The 13,281-nt window shown below is 72.4% G+C and carries 12 protein-coding genes; 9 read left to right on the top strand and 3 right to left on the bottom strand.

The genetic code is table 11. The features are described 5' to 3' along the window. The 7 genes from AB0C03_RS09290 (at window position 1) to AB0C03_RS09260 (ending at window position 8,075) form a co-directional block, all read left to right on the top strand. On the top strand, window positions 1-744 hold the full coding sequence (locus AB0C03_RS09290) for an ABC transporter ATP-binding protein (protein WP_030329784.1): 744 nt from the start codon (window positions 1-3) through the stop codon (window positions 742-744). A 175-nt stretch (window positions 745-919) separates the two neighbouring features. Next, window positions 920-1,699: an ABC transporter ATP-binding protein gene (locus tag AB0C03_RS09285; RefSeq protein WP_210859660.1), complete on the top strand. Its 780-nt coding sequence runs from the start codon at window positions 920-922 to the stop codon at window positions 1,697-1,699. Beyond that, on the top strand, window positions 1,699-2,589 hold the full coding sequence (locus AB0C03_RS09280; protein ID WP_210859659.1) for a branched-chain amino acid ABC transporter permease: 891 nt from the start codon (window positions 1,699-1,701) through the stop codon (window positions 2,587-2,589). Before AB0C03_RS09285 ends, AB0C03_RS09280 begins: the two co-directional genes overlap by 1 nt. Further along, on the top strand, window positions 2,586-3,695 hold the full coding sequence (locus tag AB0C03_RS09275) for a branched-chain amino acid ABC transporter permease (RefSeq protein ID WP_030329787.1): 1,110 nt from the start codon (window positions 2,586-2,588) through the stop codon (window positions 3,693-3,695). The genes AB0C03_RS09280 and AB0C03_RS09275 overlap by 4 nt, the downstream gene beginning before the upstream one ends. A gap of 105 nt (window positions 3,696-3,800) precedes the next feature. Beyond that, complete coding sequence (locus tag AB0C03_RS09270; RefSeq protein ID WP_357635738.1) at window positions 3,801-4,547, top strand: SDR family NAD(P)-dependent oxidoreductase; 747 nt, start codon at window positions 3,801-3,803, stop codon at window positions 4,545-4,547. Window positions 4,548-4,657: 110 nt separating this feature from the next. Beyond that, window positions 4,658-6,790 carry a RecQ family ATP-dependent DNA helicase gene (locus AB0C03_RS09265; RefSeq protein WP_357635735.1) on the top strand — a complete coding sequence of 711 codons (2,133 nt, stop codon included), beginning with the start codon at window positions 4,658-4,660 and terminating at the stop codon, window positions 6,788-6,790. Window positions 6,791-7,091: 301 nt separating this feature from the next. Continuing rightward, window positions 7,092-8,075 (top strand): DUF8832 domain-containing protein, encoded by a 984-nt coding sequence (locus AB0C03_RS09260; protein ID WP_435823365.1) that lies wholly within the window; start codon window positions 7,092-7,094, stop codon window positions 8,073-8,075. Window positions 8,076-8,127: 52 nt separating this feature from the next. Here the strand turns inward: AB0C03_RS09260 and AB0C03_RS09255 are convergent, their stop codons facing one another. Further along, window positions 8,128-8,544 carry a helix-turn-helix domain-containing protein gene (locus AB0C03_RS09255; RefSeq protein ID WP_030329791.1) on the bottom strand — a complete coding sequence of 139 codons (417 nt, stop codon included), beginning with the start codon at window positions 8,542-8,544 and terminating at the stop codon, window positions 8,128-8,130. Between the two features lie 245 nt (window positions 8,545-8,789). Here AB0C03_RS09255 and AB0C03_RS09250 point away from each other — a divergent pair, with 245 nt between their 5' ends. Continuing rightward, the gene (locus AB0C03_RS09250; RefSeq protein ID WP_210864781.1) at window positions 8,790-9,233 is read left to right on the top strand and encodes a hypothetical protein; all 444 of its coding nucleotides are present in this window, start codon (window positions 8,790-8,792) and stop codon (window positions 9,231-9,233) included. A 15-nt stretch (window positions 9,234-9,248) separates the two neighbouring features. Here AB0C03_RS09250 and AB0C03_RS09245 read toward each other — a convergent pair whose 3' ends face one another. Together AB0C03_RS09245 and AB0C03_RS09240 are read right to left on the bottom strand one after the other, a co-directional pair. Then, window positions 9,249-10,409, bottom strand: coding sequence for a class I SAM-dependent methyltransferase (locus tag AB0C03_RS09245; protein ID WP_357635731.1), 1,161 nt, complete (start codon window positions 10,407-10,409; stop codon window positions 9,249-9,251). An 88-nt stretch (window positions 10,410-10,497) separates the two neighbouring features. Further along, window positions 10,498-12,186 (bottom strand): DEAD/DEAH box helicase, encoded by a 1,689-nt coding sequence (locus AB0C03_RS09240; RefSeq protein WP_357635728.1) that lies wholly within the window; start codon window positions 12,184-12,186, stop codon window positions 10,498-10,500. A gap of 392 nt (window positions 12,187-12,578) precedes the next feature. Here AB0C03_RS09240 and AB0C03_RS09235 point away from each other — a divergent pair, with 392 nt between their 5' ends. Then, window positions 12,579-13,214 (top strand): ferritin-like fold-containing protein, encoded by a 636-nt coding sequence (locus AB0C03_RS09235; RefSeq protein WP_357635725.1) that lies wholly within the window; start codon window positions 12,579-12,581, stop codon window positions 13,212-13,214. Window positions 13,215-13,281 lie beyond the last annotated feature (67 nt).

Genomic DNA, 13,281 nt, shown 5'->3' with positions numbered 1-13,281 from the left:
ATGCTCGCCACCCGTGGTCTGACCTGGCGGATCGGTGAGGTCGCCATCGTCGACAGCGTCTACCTCGACCTCGCGCCCGGGGAGTTCCTGGGCGTGATCGGGCCGAACGGCGCCGGCAAAACCTCACTGTTCAACCTGATCACCGGCCTGCGTCGGGCCACGGAGGGCCGGGTCACCCTGGACGGGCAGGACATCGGCGCGCTCGCGCCGCACCGGCGGGCCCGCCTCGGCCTGGGTCGTACCTTCCAGGCGTCCTCGGTCTTCGGCTCGCTGAGCGTGCGGGAGAACGTCCGGCTCGCCGTGCAGGCGCACCGCGGGGGTTCGATGGCACTGTGGCGGCGGGCGGCGGCCGACCGGGAGGTCGCCGCCGCCGCCGACGCGGCGCTCGACCGGGTCGGCCTCGCCCACCGGGGTACGGCCCTCGCCGGCACCCTGGCCCATGGTGAGAAGCGCAAGTTGGAGATCGCCCTGCTGCTCGCCGGTGAACCCCGGGTGATGCTGCTGGACGAGCCGATGGCCGGGGTCAGCGCCGAGGACGTGCCCGAACTGGTCGCCGTCATCAAGTCGTTGACCGGCGACGGCGGCCGGGCGGTGCTGATGGTCGAGCACCACATGGACGTCATCCTGGAGTTGGCCGACCGCATCGCCGTCATGCACCACGGCGCGCTGCTGGCCTGCGACACCCCGGAGACGGTGATGGCCAACCCCACTGTGCAAGAGGCCTACCTGGGGGAGTCGCTGTGAGCGCGAGGAGTGAGCCGGGTTTGCGAGCCCCGCAGTCGCGAACGGAGGCAGCGCTGTGAGCGCGAGGAGTGAGCCGGGTTTGCGAGCCCCCGCAGTCGCGAACGGAGGCAGCGCTGTGAGCGCGAGGAGTGAGCCGGGTTTGCGAGCCCCGCAGTCGCGAACGGAGGCGGCTCAGCTGGAACCCGTTCTCAGTGTGGAGGACCTGTCGGTCCGAATCTCCGGGCTGCACATCCTCCAGGGGGTGTCCTTCACTGTCGCCCCGACCGGCGTGACCGTCCTGCTCGGCCGCAACGGCGTCGGCAAGACCACCACGCTGCGCGCGATCGTCGGCCTCACCCCACCCACCGGGGAGGTGCGCGGCACCATCCGGATGGGTGCGCAGAGCCTGCTGGCCCGGCCCACGCACCGGCTGGTCCGCGGTGGGCTCGGCTACGTGCCCGAGGACCGCTGCGTGTTCGCCGGCCTCACCGTCGCCGAGAACCTGCGGCTCGCCGAGCGGCGCGGCACCACCCCGGCGTACGACAAGGTTTTCGCGCTCTTCCCGGAGCTGGACCGGCGCGGACGGCAACGGGCCGGTTCGCTCTCCGGAGGGCAGCAGCAGATGCTCGCCATCGGCCGGGTGCTGCTCAACGACAACCGGCTGCTGCTCGTCGACGAGCCGACCAAGGGGTTGGCCCCGAAGGTGGTGACCGAGGTGGCCGAGGTGTTGGAACGGGTCGCTGGGTCGGTGCCGGTGCTGCTCGTCGAGCAGAACCTGGCAGTGGTCCGTCGACTGGCCCGCGACGCGGTGGTGTTGGCCGCCGGCAAGGTCGCCTGGACCGGCGACGCCCACGAGCTGCTGTTGGAGACCGCGTTGACGAAGTCGTTGCTCGGTGTCGGCTCGGCGGAGGTGTCCACGCCGAGCGCGAGGAGTGAGCTTGCGAGCCCCGCAGTCGCGAGGAAGGACCAGCTCTGATGGGGACCGTGATCCTGTTGACGTTGACCGGGCTGGGCCTGGCGGCGCTGTACTTCCTGGTCGCCTCCGGCCTGTCGCTGGTCTTCGGCCTGGCCGACGTGTTGAACTTCGCGCACGGGCTGTTCCTCGGTGTGGGCGCGTACGGCACCTGGTGGGCGGCGGGCAACCTGCCGGGCGCCGGCCCGGACGGGTTCGGCTTCGTGTTCGCTGTCGCCTTCGGGGTGGCCGCCGGCACGCTGGTGGCGATCCTGGTCGAGCTGGTGCTGATCCGCCCGTTGTACTCCCGCACCATCGAGCAGGTGCTGGTCACCGTCGGCCTGTCCCTGGCCGGGGTGGCGTTGTTGCAGGCCACCTGGGGTGCCGACGCCCGGCCGTTCCCACGTCCGGACTGGACCCGGCAGGTGACCGGGATCCTCGGCGCGCAGGTGCCCAACGGTGGCCTGCTGCTGATCATCGCGGCGGTGCTGGTGCTCGGTGCGATCCTGGCGTTCCTGCGCTGGACCCGGTACGGCCTGGTGATCAGGGCCGGGGTGGAGAACCGGGAGATGGTGACCGCGCTGGGCATCGACGTCCGCAAGGCGTTCACGCTGGTCTTCGCGATCGGTGGGGCGGCGGCGGCGCTCGCCGGCGCGCTCGGCGGGGTCTACTTCGGCACCGTGTCGCCCGGGCAGGGCGGCTCACTGCTGATCTTCGCGTTCATCGTGGTGGTGATCGGCGGGATGGGCTCGGTGGTCGGCTCCGCGTACGCGGCGGTCGTGGTCGGGCTGGTGCAGCAGTTCGTCAACTACTACGGCACGTCCGGGCTGGGCGACATCTGCGTGGTCGGGCTGCTGGCCGTCGTGCTGCTGCTCCGCCCACAGGGCATCGCCGGAAAGGTGGCAACGGCATGACGGTGATCGACGCGCCTCGGGCGCAGGTGCCCGACGAACTGAGTCCGCAGCGGGGGCGGTGGCACCGGGTCCGGCCGTTCCTGCCGCTGGTAGCGCTGGTGGTGCTGGCCATCCTGCCGTACTCGACGATCTCCCTGCCCGGGATCTTCGAGGGGCCGGTCAACTCGCCGGGCACCCTGCAACTGCTCGCCATCTGCCTGATCTTCGGCGGGTTGGCGGCCGGGTACGACCTGCTCTTCGGCCGCACCGGGATGCTCTCCTTCGGGCACGCGCTCTACTTCGCGGCCGGCGTCTACGGCACCGACATCCTGGTCACCCGGGCCGGTCTGCCGCTGTGGCAGGCGGCGTTGCTGACGATCACCGGCGGCACCATCCTCGCCGCGCTGCTCGGCGCGGTGGCGCTGCGGACCGTGGGCATCGCGTTCGCCATGGTCACCCTCGCGTTCGCCCAGGTCGGGGCCATCCTGGTGGCCCGCGACTTCGGTGGGCTGACCGGCGGCGAGGAGGGCCTGCCGCTGGACGTGTCCGGGTTGCCCGCCGGGCTGGTGGGGGTGACCAACACGGTCAATCTGTACTGGCTGGCACTGGCGTACCTGACGCTTGTGGTCTTCGTGGTGCACCGGGTGAGCGGGTCGCCGACCGGGCGGGTGCTCGCCGGGCTGCGCGACGACGAGCGGCGGATCGGTGTGCTCGGGCTGGACCCGTACCGCTACAAGCTGGTGGCGTTCACCCTGGCCGGCGGCTTGGCGTCGGCGGGCGGGGTGGTCTACGTCCTGATCGTCGGCGGCGCGTCGCCGCACATCACGTCGTCCGAGCTGACCCTGTCGCTGCTGGTGATGGTGGTGCTCGGCGGGCCGGGCACCCGGTGGGGGCCGGTGCTCGGCGGTGTCCTCTACATGTACCTGGACCACCGTCTCACCGCGTTCGGCACCAGCGACGCGGTGGACAACCTGCCGGCCGTTCTCAGCCGTCCGTTGAGTCAGCCGCTCTTCGTCCTGGGCACGGTCTTCATCCTGGCCGTCTACTTCTTCCCCGGCGGCATAACCAGCCTGGCCCCCCGCCTGTCCCACCTCACCCGCTCCCTCCGCCCCCGCTCCCCCCGCTAACCCCACCCCCTGCTCGTCGATCATGAAGTTGTGGCCATGACACGCCGTGGCGGATGGCGATAACTTCATGATCGACGAGGTGCTGCGGATGGGGAGGTAGGGGAGATGGACTCGCGGGTTGCGGTTGTCAGCGGGGGCGGGACCGGGATCGGGGCGGCGGTGGCGGGGGCACTCGCCCGGGATGGGTACGACGTGCTGATCGTCGGGCGGCGGGCCGACGTGTTGGCGGATGCCGCTGCGCGGATCGCCGCCGAATGCGGTCGGCCGGACGCCGTCACCGCCGTGACCGCGGACCTGACCGACCCGGAGCAGCTGGACCGGGTCCTGGCGGCGGTCGACGGTCGGCCGGTCGACGTGGTGGTCAACAACGCTGGCGGCTACCTGAGCGGGGACACCGACACGCTGGCCGGGACGGCCGCGTACTGGCGGGCCAACCTGGACGCCAACGTGCTCACCGCGGTGCTGCTGACCGAGGCGCTGCGCCCGGCTCTGCGTCGACCCGGCGGGCGGGTGATCCTCATCAGCTCGATCTCCGCGCAGCGGGGCGGCGGTGGGCCGTACTCGGCGGCGAAGGCGGCCCTGCACGGCTGGGCGTACGACCTGGCGGCGCAGCTCGGTCCGGAGCAGATCACCGTCAACGTGGTCAGCCCCGGCTACGTCGCCGAGACCGAGTTCTTCGGTGACCGGATGACCGCCGAGGGGCACGCGAAGCGGGTGGCGGCGACCCTGGTCGGGCGGGCCGGGCTGCCGGACGACATCGCCGAAGCGGTCCGCTATCTCGCCAGCCCGGCGGCCGGTTTCGTCACGGGTCAGGTCCTGGGCGTGAACGGCGGCTCGGTCCTCGGCCGCTGACCGGGCCCATCCCCTGTTGATCGAGAGAAATGGGTCAGGATCCAGCCCGGGAATGACGCAAACCTCTTGATCAACAGGGTGATGACGGACGGCGCTGGTAGAAATGCCGGGTGGAGACAGCAGAGCGGGCAGGCGTACGGGAGCGGGCCGAGGCGGTGCTGCGCCGGCTGGCCGGTGACCACGCCCGGCTGCGCGAGGATCAGTGGCGCGCCATCGAGGCACTGGTCGTCGACCGGCGACGGGTGCTGTGCGTCCAGCGGACCGGCTGGGGCAAGTCCGCTGTCTACTTCGTGGCCACCGCCCTGCTCCGGGACCACGAGCACGGCGACCAGGCCGGGCCGACAGTCATCGTCTCGCCGCTGCTGGCCCTGATGCGCAACCAGGTCGAGGCGGCCGCCCGGGCCGGCATCCGGGCCCGCACGATCAACTCGGCCAACCTCGACGAGTGGGACGAGATCACCGCCGAGATCCAGATTGGCTCGGTGGACGTGCTGCTGATCAGCCCGGAACGGCTCAACAACCCGGACTTCCGCGACGGCGTCCTGCCGAAGTTGGCCGCCACCACCGGCCTGCTGGTGGTCGACGAGGCACACTGCGTCTCCGACTGGGGGCACGACTTCCGGCCCGACTACCGGCGGCTGCGGACGTTCCTCGCCGAGCTGCCCGACCGCACCCCCGTGCTGGCGACCACCGCCACCGCCAACGCCCGGGTCACCCAGGACGTGGCCGAGCAGTTGGGTGACGCCCTCATCCTGCGCGGCACGCTCGACCGCGAGTCGCTGCGCCTCGGGGTGCTCGACCTGCCCAGCCCCGCACACCGGCTGGCCTGGCTCGCCGACCACCTGGACCAGCTCCCCGGCTCGGGCATCATCTACACGCTGACAGTGGCGGCAGCGGGGGAGACCGCCGAGTTCCTGCGCTCCCGGGGCTACCCGGTCGCCTCCTACAGCGGGCAGTCCGACGACGCCGACCGGCGGGCCGCCGAACAGGACCTGCTCGACAACAAGATCAAGGCGTTGGTGGCGACCAGCGCCCTCGGCATGGGCTTCGACAAGCCCGACCTGGGCTTCGTCGTCCACCTCGGCGCACCACCCTCGCCCATCGCGTACTACCAGCAGGTCGGCCGCGCCGGCCGCGCCGTCGAGCACGCCGAGGTGCTGCTGCTGCCCGGCGTCGAGGACGCCGCCATCTGGCGCTACTTCGCCTCGCTGGCGTTCCCACCTGAGCAGCAGGTCCGCGCCGTGCTGGCCGCCCTGCACACCGACCGTCCGCTCTCCACCCAGGCCCTCGAACCCCTCGTCGACCTGCGCCGGGCCCGGCTGGAGCTGATGCTCAAGGTGCTCGACGTGGACGGCGCGGTCCGCCGGGTGCGCGGTGGGTGGCTCGCCACCGGCGAGCCGTGGGTCTACGACGAGGCCCGGTTGCGCCGCGTCGCCGAGGCGCGCACCGTCGAGCAACAGGCCATGCGGGAGTACGCGACCACGTCCGACTGCCGGATGCGGTATCTACGGGAACGCCTGGACGACACCGGGGCGGCCGACTGCGGCCGGTGCGACAGGTGCGCCGACCCCCTCTTCACCGCCGACGTGTCGACGGCCGCGCTCGCCGCCGCGCAGACCTTCCTGGGCCGCCCCGGTGTGGAGATCGCCCCGAAGAAGCTCTGGCCGACCGGGCTCGACGCGGTCGGCGTACCCCTCAAGGGCCGGATCGCCCCCGCCGAGCAGGCGCTGCCAGGCCGGGCCGTCGGGCGCCTCTCCGACCTGGGCTGGGGTGGTCGGCTGCGTGACCTCGTCGGCCCGGACGCACCTGACACACCGGTGCCCGACGACGTCGCCGGTGCGGTGGTGGAGGTGCTGAAGGCGTGGGCGCACGGCGACGACCCGTGGCCCCGCCGGCCGGTGGCGGTGGTAGCCGTCGGTTCCCGACGGCGGCCCCGGCTGCTCGGCTCGCTCGCCGACCGGATCGCCACCGTGGGCCGGCTGCCGCTGCTCGGCGAGGTCACCACGGCCGGCCCCGGCGGCCCGGCCGGCCCGCGCGGCAACAGCGCCCAACGGGTACGCGCGCTGCACGACACCTTCACCGTGCCGACCGACCTGGCCGACGCGCTGGCCGGGCTGGACGGCCCGGTGCTGCTCGTCGACGACCTGATCGACTCGGGCTGGACGATGACGCTGGTGGCCCGCGCGCTGCGCCGGGCCGGCGCGACCGACGTGCTCCCGCTCGCCCTCGCCGTGGCCGGCTGACCCGCTGCCGCTGCCGCTGCCGCTGTTGCCGGCGCTGTCGTCGTCGTTGCTGTCGTCGTCGCCGGTGACGGTGACGATGACGGCAGGCGGTGCCGCGGCGTTGATGGCGCAGCTCCGCTCGGTCGGGCGGCGGAAAGTTCCCGGGCACCGGTGAATGCGACAGTCGCCACGCCGTCCGGGCGTCGGCCTGGCCCTGCCGCCGGCGGCGGTAACGTGGGCAGCATGACCGACCAGCAGCCCGTCACCCGCGGCGTCGACGCCGTCATTGACGTGACCGCCGGCCACCCGCTGGGCGCTGGCGGTGCCTGAGCAGCTCTCCGCGGTGCCGGTCCCGGACCAGGTGTCTGCGGCTCCGGTCATCGACGAGGTTCCCGCCGGGCCGGACCGGAGCACTCTCCGGCTGGCGCTGGTGGTTGGCGGGCTGGTGCTCGCGGTGCTGCTCGGCTTCGGCCTCGGCCGGCTCAACGCCACCGGCACCACCACCGGCAGCCCGTCGCTGGCGGCCGAGCACACCGATCCGCCGGGTGTCGCGCCGCACAACCACGGCTCCGCCACGGGCGCCGATCAGGGCGCGCCCACCGAGGCGGGCGGTCTGGCGGTCAGCTCGGCCGGGCTCACCCTGGCCCCTCTGGGCACCGAGTTCGCGCCGGGTCGCGCCGGTCAGTTGCGCTTCCAGGTGCGCGACGCGCAACGCCGGCCGGTCACCCGGTTCGCCATCGTGCACGACAAGCCGATGCACCTCATCGTCGTCCGGCGGGACCTGACCGGTTACCAGCACCTGCACCCGACAATGGCGGCGGACGGCACCTGGTCGGTTCCGTTGACCCTCCCGCAGCCCGGCGTCTGGCGGGCGTACGCCGACTTCACGGTGGTTGCCGACGACGGCGCCCAGACCGCTGTGACCCTCGGCACGGACCTGGTCGCGCCCGGCGACTACCGACCCCGTCCCGTGCCGGGGCCGGCCACCTCGACGACGGTGGACGGCTTCACCGTGAGCTTCCAGGGCACCCCGCAGGCCGGGACGACAGTGCCGCTGACCTTCCGGGTCGACGGTGCTGGTGGTGGTGCCGCCGCACTGCAGCGCTACCTCGGGGCGTACGGGCACCTGGTGGCGTTGCGCGAGGGCGATCTCGGCTACCTGCACGTGCACCCGGAGACCGAGTTGGTGGACGGTCAGATCAAGTTCTGGCTGACGATCCCCGGCCCGGGCCGCTACCGCCTCTACCTCGACTTCCAGGTGAACGACAAAGTTCAAACCGCCGAATTCACCCTCACCACCCCTTAATCCCACCCATCCCCGCCCCACCGCCCTCCGAAGGGGGAGGGGTGGGGTGGGGTTAGCCGGCTCGGCGGATGGGGCGGCGGGCCAGGTAGCGGAGCAGGTCGCGGATGTGGTGCTTCTCCTCGGCGGGGACCGTGGGGTCGGCCAGCCGGTCGAGGATGGCCCGGACGTCGGCCTCGACCGGGCCGTCGTCGTGGCGTCGGCGGGGTGCGGGGCCGGCGTCGGGCAGCCCGAGCGCGCGGAACGCGGCGGCGACCGGCAGATCCAGGGCGGCGCAGAAACCGCGCACCTTGGCCAACTCGGGATAGTCCTGCCAGTCACCGGCCAGCCAGCGGAACACTGTGGAGCGTCCCACGCCCGTGTGCGAGGCAAGATCAGTCACGGTCCAGCCACGTTCGTCACGAGCGTCATCGATGGCGCGCCGGACGAAGCGGGCGAAGGCCATCTGCGGTGATACCTCGGCTGATCCCATCCCTGTGTGTCTTCCCCTCCCGCCGGAGCACCGGGACGATGCGCCTTTCGAGGGTAGTACGCCCACAGCCGGAAACAATTGACTGACCGCACAAACTGTCCCGTGGATGAGACTTTTCTCTGCATGCGTGTGTGCAGAACGAAAATTGCATCCAGCGATCATCATCGTTCTCGTTTAGGCTCGGTCCCCGTCCCGACATGGGTCTTTGCCTGCCGCGTCCGACCGGACCACCGCCGAGGAGCACCATGGCCGAACCGAGTCGCCCCCAGCCGTACCAGCCTGGTGCGGTGAGCCTCTTCTTCGTCGCCAAGGCCGGCGTCTTCGCGGCCGCGTTCTGGATCTGGTTGCTGGTCCTGGTGCTCCGCACCGACTCCGCTACCGGACTGCAGGTGCTGGCCGCCACCGGCACCATCACCACCACGCTGGTCGCGGTAGTGCTCGGTGCCCGGATGGCGTTGCAACACAACGCCGCCGTCCGGCACGCCGAGGTGAAGAAGCTGCTGGTGGACATCTCCTGGAACGCCTTCGCGGCAGCCGGCAACGCCGAGGCCGGCGGGGGCAGGGTCGTACCATTCCCGATCGCGCCGGGCGACGGGGAGCGGAGCGCCCGTCGGCCCGGCGCCGACCGGGTGTCGGTCCACGACCGTGGTGCCGGCGAGCGTGACGGTGGCCGGGACCGTCGGCGTTAGCGAGCCGGGACGGCGTTAGGAGGCGGACGCCTCGTCGGCGGCCAGCAGGGTCTCCAGTCGCGGGGCGACCTGCCACTGGTCCACCAGCTCGCGGTACTCCGCGCGCTGCGCCCCGGTCGCCCCGGCACCGGTACGACGTGCGCGGATCAACAGGTTGCGGGGCGTGTGCTGCGAGTCCACGAACTCCACCACCTCGGTCCGGTACCCGTGCAGCCGCAGCAGCCCGGCGCGCAGGGCGTCGGTGAGCACGTCGGCGAACCGCTCGCGCAGGATGCCCTGCCGGGTCAGCAGCTCGTACGGGGCCGGGGCGGGGTGGGCGCGCAGCTGCTTCGCCAGATCGTGGTGGCAGCACGGCGCGGCCAGCACCCAACGGGCCTCCCAGCGCACCGCGCGGGCCAACGCCTCGTCGGTGGCGGTGTCACAGGCGTGCAGTGCGAGCACCAGGTCGGGGGCGGGGTCGACGACGGCGTCGGCGATCGTCCCGGCCACAAAGCTGACCTGGTCGGCCCAGCCGAGCCGCTGCGCCAACTCGGTGTTGCGCCGCCGCTGGTCCTCGCGGACGTCCACGCCGACCAGTTGGACGCCGAGCCCTCGACTCGTCAGGTAGCGGTACGCGGCGAACGTCAGGTAGGCGTTGCCGCAGCCCAGATCGACCACCCGTAGCGGGCCGGTCAGGTCGTCGGGCAGGGTCGCGGCCAGGGCCCGCAGGAACGCGTCCACCTGACGGCGCTTGGCCGCCGAGCCGCCGATCTCGGCGAAGATGGGGTCACCGGGGTCGAGCAGGTACTCCTTCGTCCGGTCGTTTCCGGTCGGCGTCGCCGCCGGGCGGGACGTCGCGGCCCGGTGCACCTGCGCCTCGCCGGACTTGGTCACCCGCAGCTGGAGCGTCGCGTCGGCCGTCTCGACGTGCCAGTTGCCGAACGGCTCGGCCAGCAGTTCGTCGACCGCCGCGGCCGCCTCCGGACCGGAGGCGATGTTGCGGGTGTACGGGCGAGCGCCGTCGGACGTGGTGATCTGGATCCGGGGCCCGGCCTTCAGCGTCACCGGCCGCAGTTCGGCCCGCTCGACGGTGGGGCGACGTCCGCGGCGGCGACCGGCGGCGACCGCCCGGGTCAGCGCGGGGTCGAGCAGCAGCGCCCGAACCTCGGTCAGGGCGGCGTCCAGTGGTTGCGGCATCGTTCCATCTTCAGCAGGCGGGGTGGGAGACGGGAACATCCCCCACGCCGCGCGAGGCGGTGCGGGGGATGTCAGGTGTGGCTGGTGGTCAGTCGGCGGTCGCCTCGGCCGGCGTACCCGCACCGGAACCGCCACCACGGCGGCGTCGGCGGCGGCGCGGCTTCGACGGTTCACCGTCGGACGCGGTGGTCGGCTCGGCGGGGCCGGAGTCGGCGGAGATCACCGCGGTGGTCTCGCCCGCGACCACCTCGCCGGCGCGGCGGCGACGCCGGCGGCGGGGGGTACGGGTGCCTTCCTCGGCGGCGTCGACAGCGGGTGCGTCGGCGGCGGCCGGCGTGCCGGCGTCGGGGCGGTCGCGGCGACCATCGCCCCGCCCGCGACGTTCGCCGCGACCCTCGCCACGGCTCTCACCGCGTCGGGAGCCTCGGCCGCCGCTGTCGCCCCGGCGGGAGCGGGTCGTCCCACCCAGGTCCTCTTCGATCTCGGCGGACAGCCCGGCCCGGGTGCGCTCGGCCGTGGGCAGCGTGCCGCTGACCTCGGTGGAGATGTGCAGGTCGGTGTAGAGGTGCGGCGACGTGTGGTACGTCTCCGGCGGCTCCGGCATCTCCAGACCGAGGGTCTTGTCGATGATCCGCCAGCGCGGCATGTCGTCCCAGTCGACGAAGGTCACCGCGACACCCGTCGCGCCGGCCCGGCCGGTACGACCGATCCGGTGGGTGTAGGTGTCCTGGTCTTCCGGGCAGTCGTAGTTGATGACGTGGGTGACGCCGGTGACGTCCAACCCGCGGGCCGCCACGTCGGTGGCGACCAGGATGTCGATCTTGCCGGCCCGGAAGGCCCGCAGGGCCCGCTCGCGGGCACCCTGGCCGAGATCACCGTGGACCGCGGCGACCGCGAACCCACGGAAGTCGAGGTCCTCGGCGACCCGGTCGGCGGCCCGCTTGGTACGCGTGAAGATCATGGTCAACCCACGCCCCTCCGCCTGGAGGATGCGCGCCACCACCTCGACCTTGTTCATCGAGTGGGTGCGGTAGACCAGCTGCTGGGTCTGCGGCGACGGGCCGGTCTCGGCGGTGTGCCCGGCGTGGATCGTCATCGGCTGGCGCAGGAAACGCCGCGACAGGGTGACGATCGGGTCCGGCATGGTGGCCGAGAAGAGCATCGTCTGCCGGTCTTCCGGAAGCATCGCCAGGATCTTCTCGACGTCGTCGAGGAAGCCCAGGTCGAGCATCCGGTCGGCCTCGTCGAGGACGAGCGCGCGCACCCGGTCGAGCCGCAGGTGCTTCTGCTTCTGCAGGTCCATCAGTCGCCCGGGGGTGCCGACCAGGATCTCGACACCCTTGCGCAGCGCGTCGATCTGCGGCTCGTACGCCACGCCGCCGTAGATCGGCAGCACCCGGACGCCGCGCGTCCGGCCAGCGGCGGCCAGGTCCTTGGCAACCTGGATGCCCAGCTCACGGGTGGGGACGACGACCAGCGCCTGCGGGACGCCGTCGCTGCCCTCGCTCGGGGCGAAGACCCGGTCGAGCAGCGGAACGCCGAAGCCGAGGGTCTTGCCGGTGCCGGTGGGTGCCTGCCCGATCAGGTCGACGCCGCGCAGCGCGATCGGGATCGCGTACTCCTGGATGGCGAAGGCGCGGGTGATGCCGGCCGAGGCCAGCGCCTCGACGGTCTCGGCGCGGGCGCCGAGTGCGGCGAACGTGGGGGCCTCCGGTCGGACCGGGGCGGTGGGGGCCAGTTCCTGGCCGTCCAGCAAATCTTGAGTCAGGTCGCTCATGTGGATGTGGGGGTGCCCTCTCGTGGGTGCGCCCGTCCTGTCCTCAGGGCGCGTTCGGTATGACGCGGGCCACACGGTCGGCGGCAGATTGCCGAGCTGGACCGGGCCGCACGCGCGCCGCAGGCTGAGCTTCGATCAGATCGGCGCCCACGGCAACTGCTCCATGTTACCTGAACAGGCATGCCTGCGTCCCGATTCCCGGGCGGCCATCCGCCACGCGGGGCAAGTAAATGTGACCTGCATCACGGCTTGACTGACCTGGTTCGCCCCGCCCCCGCAGAGTCGGGTGGGAGTCGTATCAGGTGCGAAGTTGGCGAAAACGGTTACGACGCGCACCGCGGCTTCATGATCGATCGGGCCGGCGCGGGCGCGCGCCCGGTAGCCTGCCGCTCGTGTCCGCCTTTGCCGTCGTCGATCTTCTGGGTCTCGTCGCCTTCGGCGAGCTGCTGGCCTTCGAGCGGATGGCCGGCGACGCCCGCCTCGCTCCCGACCTGCGCCGCCGGGCCGCGCTGAACGAGATGGCCGCGGCCGAGATCGCCAACTACCGACGCCTCGCCGACCGGCTCACCGAACTGGGCGTACCGCCGGAGGACGCGATGGCACCCTATGTCGAGCCGGTGCAGGCGTACCACGACTCGACCGAGCCGCGGGACTGGGCGGAAGTGGTCACCAAGGCGTACGTCGGTGATGCGATCACCGACGACTTCGTCCGCGAGATCGCCGACGCGCTGGCGGAACCGGAGCGGGCGTTGGTGCTGGACGTCCTGCACGACTTGCGGTACGCGGACTTCGCCGCGGCGGAGATCAGGTTGGCCGTCGCGGACGACCCCCGGGTGGCCGGTCGGCTCTCGATGTGGGCCCGACGGCTGGTCGGAGAGGCGTTGTCCCAGGCCGGCCGGGTCGCCGCCGAGCGGGCCACGCTCACCGCGCTGATCGCACGGGACGGCCGGGTCGACGTGCCGGGGCTGTTCGGCAGGCTCACCGCCGCGCACACCGCACGGATGACCGCCGCCGGGTTGAACAACTGAACGGTCGACCGCTCGGCGCACGCCTGAGCGTCGGCTGGTCGGGTCGGTGCCGGCCTGCGGCAGGTGG

It is taken from the genome of Micromonospora parva (assembly GCF_040649675.1).
In the GTDB taxonomy this organism is placed as follows: domain Bacteria; phylum Actinomycetota; class Actinomycetes; order Mycobacteriales; family Micromonosporaceae; genus Micromonospora; species Micromonospora parva.
This window is presented reverse-complemented; position numbering and strand designations above follow the sequence as displayed.